Origin of the sequence: Nocardioides guangzhouensis (genome assembly GCF_004519545.1) — a bacterium.
Classification (GTDB): Bacteria; Actinomycetota; Actinomycetes; order Propionibacteriales; family Nocardioidaceae; genus Nocardioides; species Nocardioides guangzhouensis.
In genome coordinates this window covers 61,768-77,507 of the sequence record NZ_SDKM01000016.1, presented here as the reverse complement: position 1 = coordinate 77,507, position 15,740 = coordinate 61,768, and the positions used below count along the sequence as shown (strand labels likewise).

At 71.8% G+C, this 15,740-nt stretch carries 13 protein-coding genes and 1 tRNA gene; 3 read left to right on the top strand and 11 right to left on the bottom strand.

Annotated features, from left to right (window positions below):
- Positions 1-33 precede the first annotated feature (33 nt).
- The 8 genes from EKO23_RS12415 to EKO23_RS12380 form a co-directional block, all read right to left on the bottom strand.
- On the bottom strand, positions 34-2,235 hold the full coding sequence (locus EKO23_RS12415; RefSeq protein ID WP_134717700.1) for a bi-domain-containing oxidoreductase: 2,202 nt from the start codon (positions 2,233-2,235) through the stop codon (positions 34-36).
- Positions 2,232-4,139 (bottom strand): asparagine synthase (glutamine-hydrolyzing), encoded by a 1,908-nt coding sequence (asnB, locus tag EKO23_RS12410; RefSeq protein WP_246051059.1) that lies wholly within the window; start codon positions 4,137-4,139, stop codon positions 2,232-2,234. Before asnB ends, EKO23_RS12415 begins: the two co-directional genes overlap by 4 nt.
- 10 nt (positions 4,140-4,149) lie before the next feature.
- Complete coding sequence (locus tag EKO23_RS12405) at positions 4,150-5,379, bottom strand: glycosyltransferase family 4 protein (protein WP_217702599.1); 1,230 nt, start codon at positions 5,377-5,379, stop codon at positions 4,150-4,152.
- Entirely contained in the window at positions 5,376-6,698 is a 1,323-nt protein-coding gene (locus tag EKO23_RS12400; RefSeq protein ID WP_134717694.1) for a UDP-glucose dehydrogenase family protein, read from the bottom strand. The genes EKO23_RS12405 and EKO23_RS12400 overlap by 4 nt, the downstream gene beginning before the upstream one ends.
- A 48-nt stretch (positions 6,699-6,746) precedes the next feature.
- Positions 6,747-8,093, bottom strand: coding sequence for a sugar transferase (locus EKO23_RS12395; RefSeq protein ID WP_167880446.1), 1,347 nt, complete (start codon positions 8,091-8,093; stop codon positions 6,747-6,749).
- Between the two features lie 334 nt (positions 8,094-8,427).
- Positions 8,428-9,024: an aminoacyl-tRNA hydrolase gene (gene pth, locus EKO23_RS12390; RefSeq protein WP_134717690.1), complete on the bottom strand. Its 597-nt coding sequence runs from the start codon at positions 9,022-9,024 to the stop codon at positions 8,428-8,430.
- Between the two features lie 86 nt (positions 9,025-9,110).
- Complete coding sequence (locus tag EKO23_RS12385) at positions 9,111-9,806, bottom strand: 50S ribosomal protein L25/general stress protein Ctc (protein ID WP_134717688.1); 696 nt, start codon at positions 9,804-9,806, stop codon at positions 9,111-9,113.
- Positions 9,807-10,078: 272 nt separating this feature from the next.
- Positions 10,079-10,507 carry a MarR family winged helix-turn-helix transcriptional regulator gene (locus EKO23_RS12380; protein WP_246051058.1) on the bottom strand — a complete coding sequence of 143 codons (429 nt, stop codon included), beginning with the start codon at positions 10,505-10,507 and terminating at the stop codon, positions 10,079-10,081.
- A gap of 90 nt (positions 10,508-10,597) precedes the next feature.
- On the opposite strand from EKO23_RS12380, the gene EKO23_RS12375 reads away from it, so the two are divergent.
- The gene (locus EKO23_RS12375; protein WP_134717686.1) at positions 10,598-11,230 is read left to right on the top strand and encodes a maleylpyruvate isomerase family mycothiol-dependent enzyme; all 633 of its coding nucleotides are present in this window, start codon (positions 10,598-10,600) and stop codon (positions 11,228-11,230) included.
- A 29-nt stretch (positions 11,231-11,259) separates the two neighbouring features.
- On the opposite strand, the gene EKO23_RS12370 is transcribed toward EKO23_RS12375, so the two are convergent.
- The 3 genes from EKO23_RS12370 to EKO23_RS12360 all read right to left on the bottom strand — a co-directional run bounded on the left by EKO23_RS12370 (position 11,260) and on the right by EKO23_RS12360 (position 13,908).
- Complete coding sequence (locus tag EKO23_RS12370; protein WP_281280914.1) at positions 11,260-12,240, bottom strand: ribose-phosphate diphosphokinase; 981 nt, start codon at positions 12,238-12,240, stop codon at positions 11,260-11,262.
- A 100-nt stretch (positions 12,241-12,340) separates the two neighbouring features.
- Positions 12,341-13,801: a bifunctional UDP-N-acetylglucosamine diphosphorylase/glucosamine-1-phosphate N-acetyltransferase GlmU gene (glmU, locus tag EKO23_RS12365; protein WP_134717684.1), complete on the bottom strand. Its 1,461-nt coding sequence runs from the start codon at positions 13,799-13,801 to the stop codon at positions 12,341-12,343.
- Between the two features lie 28 nt (positions 13,802-13,829).
- A tRNA-Gln gene (locus EKO23_RS12360) sits at positions 13,830-13,908 on the bottom strand.
- Positions 13,909-14,049: 141 nt separating this feature from the next.
- Here EKO23_RS12360 and EKO23_RS12355 point away from each other — a divergent pair.
- Entirely contained in the window at positions 14,050-15,156 is a 1,107-nt protein-coding gene (locus EKO23_RS12355; protein ID WP_134717682.1) for an ATP-dependent DNA ligase, read from the top strand.
- Positions 15,157-15,176: 20 nt separating this feature from the next.
- Positions 15,177-15,740: a hypothetical protein gene (locus EKO23_RS12350; RefSeq protein ID WP_134717680.1), complete on the top strand. Its 564-nt coding sequence runs from the start codon at positions 15,177-15,179 to the stop codon at positions 15,738-15,740.

Below are 15,740 nucleotides of genomic sequence, written 5' to 3'. Positions count from 1 at the left end.
GGAGGCGACGGGCGTACCAGCCCAGGCTGCGGCTCACAACGGCACCGCCCGTCCGCTCGAGGCGCTGGCGCCGGCGGCCAGCGTGGCCCGGGTCGTGGTGACCAGGGACTCCCAGTGGATCGGCATCGTCCCGCCGCTGCGTACGGCGTCCAGGAACGCCCGCAGCTGCGCCTTCTGGCCCTTGTCCTGGCCGAGCGCCCGCTTGGTGTCGCGGCCGCCGCGGCCCCAGACCGTGGCCCGGGTGAAGTTGTCCAGCCGCGCGTTGCGGCCGCCGCCGGTGACGTCGAGGGTCTCCTTGGGGAACCGGGCGTGGCCGCCGGTCGCGTAGGTGATCGACCCGAGCGAACCGTCGGCGTACCGCAGCGTGACCTGGAGGTCCTCGCCGCCCGGGGTCTGCCAGGCGTGCACCTCGACCGGGTCCTTGCCGACGATCGCGGTGAGCGCGTCGACGAAGTGACCGCCCTCCCCCGCGAAGCGGGACCCCTCGAGTCCCTCGTTGAGGTACCAGCTGTCCGCGGCGAGGCGTCCGGCGTTGACCAGGTAGCGGGCGCTGACCGGCTGCTCCAGCGGGCCGAGCTTGCGGCGCAGGTCGACGAAGAGCGGGGCGAACCGGCGGTTGAAGCCGACCATCAACCGGTCGTTGCCGGTACGGACGACGGTCTCGACGACCCGCTGCACCTGCTCCTCGCTGAGGGCCAGCGGCTTCTCGACGAAGACCGCCTTGCCCGCCTCGAGCGCCCGGCACACGAATTCGGCGTGCGAGGCGTGCCGGGTGACCACGAAGATCGCGTCGAGGTCGGGGTCGTCCAGCACGGCGTCGGCGTCGGTGGTCAGGCGGTCGAAGCCGAACTTCTTCTGCGCGTTGACCGCCGACAGCGACCGCGTGGTGGCGACCACCGACAGCCTCGCGGACTCGTCCTCCGCGAGGTGCGGCAGCAGCATCGACGAGGCGTAGTTGCCGGCGCCGACGAAGCCGATCCGCACGTCGCGGCGTCCGGTCGTGCTGGTCCCGGCCCGGCGCGGTTCCTGCACCGGGAGGGCGCCCCCGTGCGCAGGCACCGCAGTCGGGCCGGGCGTCTCGGTGGAGGTCTCCGCGTCCTCGACGCGGGGGTACTCCAGGAGGAAGCCGACGCCGGTCAGCGTGCCGGTCCGCAGCTCCTCGTACGTCGCCTCGGCATCCGCGATCGGGCGCACCGCCGAGACCAGCGGGGCGACGTCGATCGCGTCACCGGCGATCAGGTCCAGGAAGCACCCGAGGTTGCGCCGCTCGGTCCACCGGACGTAGCCGGCGGGGTAGTCGACGCCCTCGAGCTCGTAGCTGTCGTCGTAGCGGCCCGGGCCGTAGGACCGGGAGAAGCGGACGTCCAGCTCCTTCTCGTAGTAGTCGTTCCACGGCAGGTCCAGCCTGGTCTTGCCGATGTCGACGACCGTGGCCCGGTCGCGGGCGATCCTCGCGGCCAGCTCGACCGGCCCGTTGGTCGGACCGCCGGCGGCGATCAGCACGTGGTCGGCACCGAGCCCGCCGGTGGCCTGGCGGCACACCTGCTCGATGACCGCGGCGCCCTCGGCGTCCGGGCCGGCTGCGGCCAGCGCGCCGGCCTTCTCGGCCATCCGGCAGCGCTCCTCGACCGTGTCCACGCCGACGACGCGGACCCCGGCGGCGACCAGCAGCCGGACCGCGAGCTGGCCGACGAGGCCGAGCCCGATCACGCAGGCCAGCTCGCCGAGCTGCGGCTCCGCGCGGCGGACGCCCTGCATCGCGATCGCGCCCACCGTGGCGAACGCCGCGTGCTCGGGGTGCACCCCGTCGGGCACCTTCACGCACAGGTTGGTCGGCACCCAGTTGACCTCGGCGTGGAGCGCGAACTCGTTGCCCGCCGCCGCGACCAGGTCGCCGACCTGGAACTCCTCGGCGCCGGCCCCGACCTCGACCACCACGCCGCACAGCGAGTAGCCGAGCGGGGTGTAGCTGTCGAGGCGGTTCATCGCCTTCTTGTACGTCGCCACCGGACCCTGCTGGGCGACAGAGTCGACCAGCTTCCTGACCTGGTCGGGACGCGCCCGGGCCTTGCCGAGCAGCGACAGCCGGGCCTCGCTGACCTTCATCATCTCGGTGCCGGTGGAGATCAGCGAGAAGAGCGAGCGCACCAGCACGCCGCCCGGCCGGCAGGCCGGCTCGGGCACGTCGAGCACCACGAGCTCTCCCGACTTGTAGTTCTGCGCCACCTGCTTCATGCCGCCGTCACCCCTGCCCCCCGGACGTTGCGGTACCACAGCTCCAGGCTCAGGAGCTGCCAGATCTGCTTCGAGTTGTCGCGGCGCCCGCTGCGCTGGTCCGCGATGAGTCGGTCGAGCGGCTGCCGGCGCAGGTAGCCGGTCGAGACGAGGTCGCCCCCGACCAGCACGTCGTCGATCAGCGGACCGAGGTCGTTGGTCACCCAGGCGCGCAGCGGGGCCCCGAACGAGGCCTTGGGGCGGTCGATGATCTCGTCCGGCACCCAGTCGCGCGCGGCCTGCTTGAGCGCCGCCTTCTGCACGCGGCCGTGGATCTTGTCGCGGCCGGGCAGCGAGAACGCCGCCTCGAACACCACCGGGTCCACGAACGGGACCCGCACCTCGGTGGACGCGGCCATGCTGGCCCGGTCGGTGTAGGCCAGGTTGAGGCCCTGCAGGAACAGCCGCGAGTCGGCCAGGCACATCCGGTTGACGTGGTCGGTCAGCCCGGCGTCGTCGACGTACACCGCGCGGTGGCTGTCGAGGACCGCGTCCACGGTGCCCGCGAGGTCCGGGTCGAGCAGCTCGACCAGGTCGTCGCGGCCGTGCAGCGTGTAGCTGCGGCGGAACGCCTCCTCCTCCCCCAGCTCGGCGAAGGTGAGGAACCGCTGTGCCCAGCGGACGGTGCGCAGCCCCCGGCCGCCGGCGACCACCGGCATCCGGTCGACCAGCGGCGCGATCACGCCACGGCGGATCGGGCCGGGCACGTGCCGGTAGCGGCCGCTGAGCAGGTTGGCGAGGTGCTTGCGGTAGCCGCCGAACAGCTCGTCGGCGCCCATGCCGGAGAGCAGCACCTTGACCCCGGAGGCCCGGGCGGCGTCGCACATCAGCAGCGTGTTGATCGCGGCCGGGTCACCGATCGGCTCGTCGAGCACGTCGACGATCCGCGGCAGCAGGTCCACCACGTCGGGGGCGATCTCGATCTCGTGCAGCGGTACGCCGAGGTGCGCGGCCATCTTGCGCGCGTAGTGCGCGTCGTCCGGCATCGCCTCGAGCTTCTGGTCCTGGCTGCGGAACGCGATCGTGTAGGTCTCGACGGACGGGTCCTGCCGGGCCGCGACCGCGGTCACCATGCTGGAGTCCAGCCCGCCGGACAGGAACGAGGCGACCGGCACGTCGGCGACCAGGTGGTGCGCCACCGAGGACGCGATCACCTGGTGCAGGTCGGCGCGCGGCCCCGCCGCCGCGCGGCGCGCCACCTCGACCGGGTCCCAGTAGACGGCGCCCGTGCTGGTGCCGTCCCGGTGGTAGGTGCGCCACGAGCCGGCCGGCAGCTTCCGCACACCGCGGACCGCCTCCTGCTGCGGTGGCAGCCAGTAGAACAGCGTCGAGGCGACCATGCCGGCCGGGTCCACGGCGAGCTCCGGGCCGACCGCCGAGACGATCGCCTTGAGCTCGGAGGCGAACACGATCCCCGGACCGCGGCGCATCACGTAGAGCGGCTTGATGCCCAGCGGGTCGCGGGCCAGGGTCAGGTCACCCGTGGCCGCGTCGTGCACGGCGAAGGCGAACATGCCGCGGAACTTCTCGAGGGCGGCGGGTCCCCACGCCCGCCACGCCTCGAGAACGACCTCGGTGTCGGAGTGGGTCACGAACCGGACGCCCAGGCCCTCGAGCTCGTCGCGGATGACCCGGTAGTTATAGAGCTCCCCGTTGTAGCTGAGCGTCAGCCCGTCCTTCACGAGCGGCTGGTCGGCCGCCTGGCTCAGGTCGATGATCGACAGCCGCCGGTGCGCGAGGCACACGTCGGTGGTCGGGTCGACGATCTCGAGCACGCCACAGGCGTCGGGGCCGCGGTGGCCGATCCGGTCGATCATGGTGTTCACCACGACCTTGCCGTCGGACTGCTGGTAGGTCCCCGCCACGCCGCACACGTCAGGCCTCCGTCGCCGGAGCCGCGCCGGCGCCGCCGGTCAGCTCGTCGTACACGCCGACGTACGCGTGCTGCTGGTGGCTCCACGCGAGCTCGCGCTCCACCCGCTCCCGCCCCAGCCGGCCCATCTTCTCGCGCCGGTCCTCGTCGTCGACGAGCTCGACGATGCGGGCCGCGAAGTCGGCGACCTCGTTCGGCGTCGCGTAGACCGCGGCCTCGCCGGCCGACACCCGGGTCTCCTTCAGGTCGAAGGCCACCACCGGGAGGCGGAACGACATGTACTCCATCGTCTTGTTCATCGTGGAGACGTCGTTGAGCGGGTTCTTCGGGTCCGGGCACAGGCCGACGGTGGCCGTGGACAGGACCGCCTTCACGGTCTCGTCGGGCACCCGTCCGGTCAGCTCGACGTGGTCCTGGAGACCGCGCCGGTCGCGATCGGCGACGAGGTCCTCCCAGCAGTCCCCTCCGCCCATCAGCGTGAACGCGATGTCGGTCCGGCCGAGCGTGTGCACGATGTGGTCGGCGGCGGCCAGCACCAGGTCGACGCCGTCCTGGGGCCCCATCACGCCGAGGTACGCCGCGAGGTGGCGGCGGCCGCGCCGCAGCACCGGGTCCGGGTCGACCTGCTTGAGCTTCTCGGGATCCGGGCCGGTGCGCACGACCGTGACGTGCTCGGGGCGCTTGCCCCCGCGACGTACGGCGATGGCGGCGTAGGACTCGTTGGTCGAGGTGACCCGGTCGGCGGTCCGGAAGGTCATCCGCTCGAGGAACAGCAGCCCGCGGTGCGGCAGGGTGGCCCCGTCCGGGAACCGTGACTCGTAGAGCTCCGGGCACAGGTCGTGGTGGTCGAAGAGATATTTCGAGCCGTCCCGCCGGCGGTACCACCGGCCCAGCGGCCAGAAGATGTCCGGTGGGTTGCAGGCCTGGATGACCGCGAAGGAGCCCCGGCGGCGTGCCCTGCGCACCAGGCGGGCCGTGGCCAGGAACGAGTAGAGGTACTCGATGACGAAGCCCAGCGCGCTGCCGCCCGGCGCGTACGGCTTGTAGGTGTGCACCGCGACGCCGTCGATGACCTCGTACGGCTTGGAGTCCTTGCCGCGCGGGCAGACCACCGTGACGTCGTACCCGGCGTCACGGAGCGACTGGCACTCCAGCCACACGCGCCGGTCGAACGGCACGTGCAGGTTCTGGATGATGATGAGGACCCGGAGCCCCCCGACCCGGTTCGTCACCATCCGACCCCTTCGTAGCCCGGCAACGCCTCGACGGCGTCGCCGAGGCGACCGTGCAGGTCGATGACGACCCGGGGCGAGGCGGCCTCCAGCGCCGCGAGCAGGCCCGGGTCGGACGAGGCGACCACGACCACCTCGGCCCCGGCCAGCGCCTCTCCGGGGTCGCAGGCGAGCAGCCGGTTGAGGTGCGGGAGCTTGGCCTCGACGTGTCGGCGGTTGGCGCCGACCAGCCGGTCGGGATTGATGATCGGGTCGTAGATCGTGACGTCGTAGCCCTTGCCGATCAGCCGCTCGGCGAGCTCGACGTTGGGGCTCTCGCGGAGGTCGTCGGTGTCCATCTTGAAGCTGAGACCCAGGATGGCGACCCGGCGGTGGCCGGTCGCGATGATCCGCTCGACGACGCCGCGCACCACCATCTCGTTGGTGAGGGCGGTGCCGGCCAGCAGCGGCACGTCGACGCCGCTCACCCGGGCGAAGTGCTGGAGGGCGCGGAGGTCCTTGGGCAGGCACGAGCCGCCGTAGGCGAAGCCGGGACGGAGGTACGTCGGCGCGATGTTGAGTTTGGTGTCCTCCACGAAGATCTCCATGACCTCGCGGGAGTCGACGCCGTGGAACCGGAAGACCCGGGCCATCTCGTTGGCGAACGAGACCTTGGTGGCGTGGAAGGCGTTGCAGGCGTACTTCAGCGCCTCGGCGGTGCCCACCTCGACCCGGCGGACGTCGCGGTCGAGGAACGCGAACAGCTCGGTGAGGTCCGCGGCCACCGCGTCGTCAGCGGTGCCGACGACCACGAACGGCGGGTCGAAGAAGTCCTTGACGCCGACGCCCTCGCGGAGGAACTCCGGGCACATCGCGGTGCCGACGGTCCAGCCCTCGGGGCACAGCTCGCCGGCGAAGGCGGGGGCGACCACGCCGGCGCCGGTCCCGGGCGGGACGGTGCTGCGCATCACCACGGCGTGCCGGCCGCTCGCGGGCGGGGCGGTGACCAGCATCGCCTGGCGCAGGTCCTCCAGCGCGCGGCGTACGTAGGTCAGGTCGGTGTCGCCGCTGGCCGCCGACGGCGTGCCGACGCAGATCAGCGACACGTCGGCGCCGGCCACCGCCTCGCGGGTGTCCGTGGTGGCACGCAGGCGCCTCGCGGAGACGCCCTCGGCGATCAGCTCCTCGATCCCGGGCTCCACGACCGGGCTGCGCCCGCTCGCGATGGCCTCGACCTTGCCGGGGTCGACGTCGATGCCGACGACCTCGTGACCGCGGGACGCCAGGCCCGCGGCGGTCACGGTCCCGACGTAGCCGAGACCGAAAACTGCAACCTTCATTGTGTTTCCCCCCAGTTGACGCACGGCGCTCCTACGCCGTGACGGATGTCAGTAGGCGCCCTTCGCGCTGATCACGGCACGGACCGTGTTCGCCCCGATGGCGAGGTCGTCGGCCAGGCGCCAGTTGTCGGTGTAGAAGACGTCGAGCTGGATCGTGGAGTCGTAGCTCAGCGCGGCCCGGCCGTTGACCTGGCTCAGCCCGGTCAGCCCCGGCTTCACGGCGAGGCGCCGGAGGGCGACTTCGTCGTACTGCTTGACCTCCTCGGGCAGCGCCGGACGGGGCCCGATGAGGGACATGTCACCCCGCACCACGTTCCAGAGCTGCGGCAGCTCGTCCAGCGAGGACTTGCGGAGGAACCGGCCGACGCGGGTGACCCGCGGGTCCGACTCCATCTTGAACAGCACCCCGTCGCGCTCGTTCAGCGCGAGCAGCGAGCTGCGCTGCTGGTCGGCGTCGGCGCACATGCTGCGGATCTTGTACATCGTGAACGGCTTGCCGTTCCTGCCGATGCGGGTCTGCTTGTACAGCGGCTTGCCGCGGCTCTCGATCCGGACGGCGGCCAGGAGCGTGAGCATGACCGGCGCCGCCACCACCAGCGCCAGCGTGCCGACCGTGCGGTCGATCGCGCCCTTGACGACGCGGACGAACATGGACCGGTGGCCCGGCTGGATGTGCAGGATCGTCGATCCGGCGAACTGCGTGGTGTCGATGCGGTGCGGCGCCACGGTGTCGAGCAGGCTCAGCACGGCCAGGGTGGTGCCGGTGTCCTCGAGCGACCAGGCGATCCGGCGCAGCGAGTCGGAGTCGATGTCGTGGCCGGGCAGGGCGACGGCGATCTCGGCGTCCCAGTCGACCGCGCGCTCGCGCAGCCGTCCGAGCCCTCGCTCGACCGGCACCCCGAACAGCTCGACGTCGTCCTCGGCGTCCTCGCCGACCAGCATGGCGCCGACGACCGCGACGCGGCGGCTGCCGGCCCACGTGGTCGCGGTCCGGGCGATGGCCTCGGCGTCGCCGATGAGCAACACCCGGACCCGGCCGGAGAGGTGGCGGCGGGCCAGCGTCGCGGCCGCGGCCGCCAGCGTCCCGGCGACGACCATCTGGATCGAGTCCCCGATGACGCCCCGGCCTCGTGCGTAGAACTCGGCGGCCGAGGCCATGGCGGCAATCGGGATGGCCATGTCGCGCAGCACGCGACCGAAGTGCGGCAGTCCCTGCCGGGTGACCTGGCGGCCCGAGTGGTAGAGCGTGACCAGGACGAGCGCGAGGCAGGCGGCCACGGTCAGCGACGGGCCACGGGTCACCCACCCGGTCCAGACGACGACGGTCGCGACCAGGGCGATCTCCGCCAGCAGCGCGACGTCACCGCGTCGGCGGCGCGCCCCCGGCAAGGTCACCGGTGCAGCCAGGTCGACCCCCGTCGACGAGGCGCTGAGTACGTCGTGTTCCCCCGTTCGTGGGCGCACCCACGCTGTCACAGATGGCTGCGTCTGAGCCATGACATCTCCCCGCTTCAACCCCCCAGGCGTGCCGTCCCAGACCCAACGTCACGCGCATCCGGCGCCGCCCCTGTCGGCACCTGCTGGCAAGGCTAGGTCTCGGGAATCGAGGAGGTCCGCCCCAGAAGGGAGATACCGGGGCACCCATGGTCCCTTTGGGCCAATGGTGACTAGGCCTGTCGATTTCGTCTGTAGGCAGGGCGTGCCGACTTGGCGGATGGTCCGCGCGGAATCAGGAGTTGAAGCGGGACTGGGTCTTGTCCAGGCCCTCGGTGACCAGGGTCACGACGGCGTCTGCCGCGTCGCCGACCTGGAAGGGCAGCTCGGCCCGTTCGGTGCTCGAGTAGTTGGACAGGACGAAGTCCGCGACGGGCTGCCGGCCGGGCGGTCGGCCGATGCCGGCGCGTACCCGGTAGAAGTCTCCGGTGCCCAGCGAGGACCGGAGGGAGCGCAGCCCGTTGTGCCCGTTGTCGCCGCCCCCGAACTTCACGCGCAGGGTGCCGAAGGGGATGTCGAGCTCGTCGTGGATGGCGACGACGTGGTCCGGCTTCACGCCGTAGAACTTCGCGACGGCCGACACCGGGCCACCGGACTCGTTCATGTAGCCGCGGCCGCGCACGAGAACGACGCGGGGTCCGGGGGCACCGGGCGGGGTCAGCCGCCCCTCGACCACATCGGCCCGCCCGGACTTGTGCGCCCGGAACGGCGAGCCCATGCGCGAAGCCAGCTCGTCGGCGACGAGGTAGCCGACGTTGTGGCGGTGCCCGGAGTAGGACGGGCCGGGATTCCCCAGCCCGACCACGAGCCACAGGTCCTGTGGTGCGGTCATGGCAGAAGTATCCCGGCCCCTCGACGGCCGGGCCCGCCGGCCTCCGGAGAGACGGCCTCCGAGGAGGCGGCGGACCCAGCCGGTGGTCACTCCTCCGTGGACGCCTCGGCGGCCTCGCCCTCGGCGGCCTCGCCCTCGGCGGCCTCGCCCTCGGCAGCCTCGGCGGGCTCCTCGGCCTCGTCGCGCTCGATACCGACCTCGGCCTCGGCCTCCTCCAGCTCCGCCTCGAGCTCCTCGGCGGTCGGCGCGTTGGTGATGTTGACGACCAGGATCTGGCCGTCGGTGAGCAGCGTGGTGCCTTCGGGCAGCCGCAGGTCGGAGGCGTGGATCTGGGTGCCGACCTCGGCGCCCTCGATGGAGACCTCGACGTACTCGGGGATGTGGGTGGCCTCGGCCTCGACCGACACCACGGCGTTCTCGGTGACGACCAGGGTGTCCGGGCCGGCCTCGCCGACGAGGTGCACCGGGATGTCGACGGTGACCTTCTCGCCCCGACGGACCGCGACGAAGTCGATGTGCTCGAGCACCCGGCGGATCGGGTCGACCTGGACCTGCTTGGTCAGGGCGAGCTGGGCGGTGCCCTCGATGTCGAGCTCGAGCAGCGCGTTCGCACCGCCGTGCTTGAGCGCCATCATCGTCTCGTGGCCCGGCAGGGTCACGTGGACCGGCTCGTTGCCGTGGCCGTAGATGACGGCGGGGACCTTGTGCTCACGGCGGATGCGGCGGGCGGCACCCTTGCCGAACTCGGTCCGGGTCTCGGCGGCGATCTTCTCGGCGGCCATGCGTCTGTTCTCCTCGTGCGTACGTCGTTGTGTGCGTTCGTGCAGCGACAGTTCGTCGGCGACTGGTGGCTGCCCCGCGCGGACCCCGCGGCCCGGAGACGACGAGCGCCGCGCGACCGGGTCAGCGCGGCGCAGCAGGAGGTCTGGCCGGCCCAGTCGATCACGGACACCCGCGTGAGGCGCAGGTTCCCTCGCCGAGGCAACTGTCCGATCTTAGCCGCGGGCCGGGGCGGGCGCGAATCCGCGTCCGCCCACCATCGTCCACGCCGGGGTCACGCCCAGGGGTCGGTGATCTCCCGCAGCGACGTGAGCGCGTCCTGCAGCGCGGCCATCCGCTCCTGGCCGAGGTGCTGCTCCCACTCGTGCCGCACCTGTCGCTCGACGTGACGCGCCTCGCGCTGGGCCTCGCGCCCGCGCGGGGCCAGCCGGACCAGGCGGGCCCGGGCGTCGGTCGGGTCGGGCACCCGCTCGACGTACCCCAGGCGTTCGACCTGGTCGACGAGGAACCCCGCGCTCTGCTTGGTGATCTGTGCCCGCGCGGCCAGGTCGGTGAGCCGGGTCCCCTCCCCGTCGATGCCGGCCATCAGCCGGCCCTGGGCGAGCGTGAGCTCGTGACCGGCCTCGTGCAGGGCCCGCATCACCCGCATCTCGACGTGTCGAGCGGCGATCGACATGAGCAGCCCCGGGTGCAGGTCGGGCACGCCTCCTCCTCGACGGTCGAGCCTTGACAACCTAGTCAGACAGACTGACCATAATGGTCAGGGACTCTGACCATCCTACCGAGGTCGACCATGGACCACGCACAGCTCTGGAAGCACATCCACACCGAGCGCGCCGTCCTCGCGGCGACCCTGACCGGGCTCTCCGACGAGCAGTGGGAGCACGACACCCTCTGCCCCGGCTGGACGGTCAAGGACGTGGCGGCGCACGTGATCTCCACTCCGCAGACCGGCTGGCGGCAGATGCCGGGCATGCTGCTGCGCAACCTCGGCCGCGGCTACAACACGATGATCTTCCGCGAGGTCAGGCGGCTCGGCGAGCGGGAGACGCGGGAGTCGATCCTGGCCGACTTCGAGCGCTTCGCGACCTCCACGCACCACGTGCCCACGACCACGTCCGTCGAGCCGCTGATCGACGCGCTGCTGCACCACCAGGACATCGTCCGCCCGCTCGGCCTGCGGCGGGACATGCCGCCCGAGGCCGCCGCGGTCGCCGCCGACCGGGCTCGCCTGCTGTGGTCCCTGATGGGCAACCGACGCGTGGTGCGCGGGACGCGCATGAGCGCCACCGACATCGACTGGGTGCGCGGGTCCGGCCCCACGATCGAGGGACCGGTGCAGGAGCTGCTCATGCTCTGCTCGGGCCGGTCACCCGACCCGGACCTGGTCGGCGGTGACGGACTGGCGCTGCTCGCCACCGGTTGAGCGGGGACGTGCGGCGTCGTGCGCCCGGGTCAGGCGTGCCCGTCGAACATCGAGGTCACCGAGCCGTCCTCGAACACCTCGCGGATCGCCCGGGCGATGAGCGGAGCGATCGACAGGCAGGTGAGCTTGTCGAAGCGCCGGTCGTCGGTGAGCGGGAGGGTGTTCGTGACGACCACCTCGGTGGCCGGGCTGTTCTTGAGCCGGTCGACCGCCGGCTCGGAGAGGATCGCGTGGGTCGCGGCGATGATCACGCCCGCGGCGCCGTCGGCCATCAGCGCGTCGGCGGCCTTCACGATCGTGCCGCCGGTGTCGATCATGTCGTCGACCAGCACGCACATGCGGCCCTTGACGTCACCGACCACGCGGTTCGCCACGGTCTCGTTGGGCCGGTCGATGCGGCGGGACTTGTGGATGAACGCCAGCGGGGCGCCGCCGAGGCGGGCGGACCAGCGCTCGGCCACCTTGATCCGTCCGGCGTCCGGAGACACCACGGCCAGCCGCTCGTCGCCGTACTTCTGCTTGACGTAGTCGGCGAGGATCGGCAGCGCCATCAGGTGGTCGACCGGGCCGTCGAAGAAGCCCTGGATCTGGTCGGCGTGCAGGTCGACCGTGATCAGCCGGTCGGCGCCGGCGGTCTTGAACAGGTCGGCCATCAGCCGGGCCGAGATCGGCTCGCGGCCACGGTGCTTCTTGTCCTGGCGGGCGTACCCGTAGAACGGCATCACGACGGTGATGCGCTTGGCCGAGGCCCGCTTGAGCGCGTCGACCATGATCAGGTGCTCCATGATCCACTCGTTGATCGGAGCGGTGTGGCTCTGGATCACGAAGGCGTCGCAGCCGCGGACCGACTCCTCGTAGCGGACGTAGATCTCGGAGTTGGCGAACTCGTACGCCGACTGCGGGACCAGGCCGGTACCGAGCTGCTCGGCGACCTCCTGGGCGAGGTCGGGGTGCGCCCGGCCGCTGAAGACCATGAGGTTCTTCTCGGTGGTCCGCTTCATTCCGCTCACGCCGGATGCTCCTCGTGGTGTGCGTGCTGACGAGCCGGTCACCCGATTGTGCCTCCCCGACCGGCCCGGCCGCGAATCGGGTCCGGCGTGGCGAGACGGCTCATCCGGACGTGCTGTCGGAGGGGGCGCCGTCGGTGGCTCCGGGGAGCGCCTGCTCGGCGGCCTCGGCCTGCTTCGTGCCCGCCCGACGGGAAAGCACCCAGCCCTCGAGGTTGCGCTGGGGACCACCGCTGACCGCGAGCGACCCGGGCGGCACGTCGCGGCGGATGACCGCCCCCGCGCCCGTGGTGGCGCCGTCACCGATCGTGACGGGCGCGACGAACGTGTTGTTGCACGAGGTCTTGGCGTAGCGGCCGACCACCGTGCGGTGCTTGGCGACGCCGTCGTAGTTGGCGAAGGTCGTGCCGGCGCCGATGTTGGCGCCCTCGCCGACCTCGGCGTCGCCGACGTAGGACAGGTGCGGCACCTTCGCGCCGTCCCCGATGTGGGAGTTCTTGACCTCGACGAAGGTGCCGATCTTGCCACCGGCGCCGAGCCGGGCCCCGGGCCGCAAGTAGGCGAAGGGGCCGACGGTCGCGTTCTCGCCGATCACCGCGAGCTCGGCATGGGTGCGGACCACCCGGGCACCGGAGCCGATCTCGCAGTCCTTGAGCGTCGTGTCCGGGCCGACCACCGCGTCCTCGGCGACCACGGTGGCACCGAGCAGCTGGGTGCCGGGCAGGATCGTCACGTCGGGGGCCAGCACCACGTCGGACTCGATCCAGGTGGTCTCGGGATCCATCACGGTGACCCCGTCCCGCATCCACCGGTCGACGATGCGGCGGTTCATCTCGCGCCCCAGCGCCGCGAGCTGGGCGCGGTCGTTGGCGCCTTCGGTCTGCATGACGTCGTCCACCGGGAACGCCCCGACGGTCAGCCCGTCCGCGCGGGCGATGCCGACGGTGTCGGTGAGGTAGTACTCCCCCTTGGCGTTGTCGTTGCCGACCCGGTCGAGGGCGTCGACGAGGAAGGCCCCGTCGAAGGCGAGGATGCCGGAGTTGATCTCGTCGATCTCTCGCTGCTCGGGGGTCGCGTCCTTCTCCTCGACAATCCCCTCGACGTCGCCCTCGGTGTTGCGGACCACCCGGCCGTACCCGAACGGGTTCGCGACCCGTCCGGACAGGATGCTGACCGCACGCTGGGCCGCGTCGTGCTCCTCCGCGAACGCGCGCAGGCTCTCTCCGCGCAGCAGCGGGGTGTCGCCGGTGACCACCACGACCGTCCCGTCGACCTTCCCGCCGAGGGCCTCGAGCGCCACCTTGACCGCGTGCCCGGTGCCGTCCTGGGTCTCCTGGACGGCGAGCACCGCGTCGGGCACCAGCTCGTGGATGTGCGGACCCACCTGCTCGCGCTGGGTGCCGACCACCGCGACGATGCGCGACGGCTCCATCTGTTGCACCGCGGTCAGCACGTGGCCGACCATGCTGCGGCCGCCGACCGGGTGCAGGACCTTCATGGTCTTGGACTTCATGCGGGTGCCGCCGCCGGCGGCGAGGACCACCACGGTCAGGTTGCTTGCCACAGACTTCCTCCTGGGTAACCGAGACCAGCTCCCCGGGTAGGAGTCGAACCTACGTCGCTAGTCCTGATTCAAAGTCAGGCGGGCCCTGCCGGCAGACCAACCGGGGAATGAACGGCATCACCCTAATCCCCGCCCCCTCCCGTTGAGTTGCGCCTCCCTCGCCGTCGAGTTGCGCCTCGCTGGGCGAGGGAGGCGCAACTCGATGTGCAGCGGGGCGCGACTCGACGGTGCGGGCTAGGGTCCCGGGTATGGACCTGCCGGTGATGCCTCCTGTCCTGCCGATGCTGGCCAAACCGGTGAAGGGGATCCCCGACCCCGCGAAGTACGGCGGCCTCTCGTTCGAGCCGAAGTGGGACGGCTTCCGCTGCCTGGTCTTCAAGGACGGCGACGAGGTCGAGCTGGCCTCGCGCAACACCAAGCCGCTGACCCGCTACTTCCCCGAGGTGGTCGCCGCGGCCCGCGAGCAGCTGCCCGACCGGGTGGTGCTCGACGGCGAGCTCTTCGTCGCGCTCGGCGAGGAGGGCGAGGCCCGGCTGGAGTTCGAGACGCTCCAGGAGCGGATCCACCCGGCCGAGTCCCGGATCACGATGCTCGCCGAGAAGACCCCCGCCGAGTTCGTGGCGTTCGACCTGCTCGCCCTCGGCGACGCGTCGTACGTCGACCGGCCGTTCGCCGAGCGCCGGGCCGCGATGGAGGAGGCGCTCGCCCACCTCGACGGCCAGGACGGCGCCTGCCACCTCACCCGCACGACCACCGACCCGGCCGAGGCGGAGCAGTGGTTCCACACCTTCGAGGGCGCCGGCCTCGACGGCGTCATCGCGAAGCCGCTGGACGCGGCGTACCAGCCGAACGCCCGCACCATGCTCAAGATCAAGCACTCCCGCACCGCCGACGTGGTGCTCTGCGGCTACCGCGAGCACAAGACCTCGACGAAGGACCGGCCGCTGCTCGGCTCGATGCTGCTCGGTCTGTACGACGAGGGGACGCTGCAGCACATCGGCGTCTCGGCCTCCTTCACCGAGAAGCGCCGGGCCGAGCTGTTCGAGGAGCTCCAGCCGCTGGTCTGCGCCATCGAGGACCACCCGTGGGGCGCGTGGCAGAACGGGGCGATCGCCAACCCCGACCGGGTCCCGGGCACCCAGAGCCGGTGGAGCCAGGGCAAGGACCTCTCCTTCACGCCACTGCGCCCCGAGCGGGTGCTGGAGGTCGGCTACGACCACATGGAGGGCCGGCGGTTCCGGCACACGGCGCAGTTCAAGCGCTGGCGCCCGGACCGCGACCCGGAGTCGTGCGGATACGGCCAGTTGGAGGAGCCTTCGGGCTACGACCTCGCTAAGATTTTGAGCATCCGTTGAGCTGGCCGGAGGCGAGTGACATGAGCGGTGAAGCGGCTGCCGGGCAGACCGGCGCCTACGACGTCGTGCTCCTTTGTGAGCAGGCGCTGTCTGCCGAGGACGCCCGCCAGGTGACCTCGCTGCACCAGGAGCTCGACGGGCCGGTGACCTACCACGTGCTGCTGCCCGTCGAGGACGCCGCCGCCCGGGTCGAGGCCGCGATGGGCTCGCTGGCGGCCGGCGAGGTGATGGCCTCCCCGGCGATGGTGATGAACGAGGTCGACCTCGACCAGGTGCGCCAGGACTGCCTCGACCGTTCGAAGCAGGAGCTCCAGGCCACGCTCACCCGGCTGCGCGAGGCCGGGGCCACGGCCGAGGGCCGGGTGGTGCACGAGCACCCGATCGACGCGCTGTCCACGGCGGTCACCGAGTCCGGTGGCCGTGAGGCGATCATCCTGACCCGGCCGCACGTGGTCGCGGAGTTCTTCCACCTCGACTGGACCTCCCGAGCCCGGCGCAAGATCGGTGTGCCCTGCCTCCACCTGCTCGAGCACGAGACCGTCGAGGAGCAGGCCGGTGGCGGCGAGGGCGTGACCGGCCTCTGA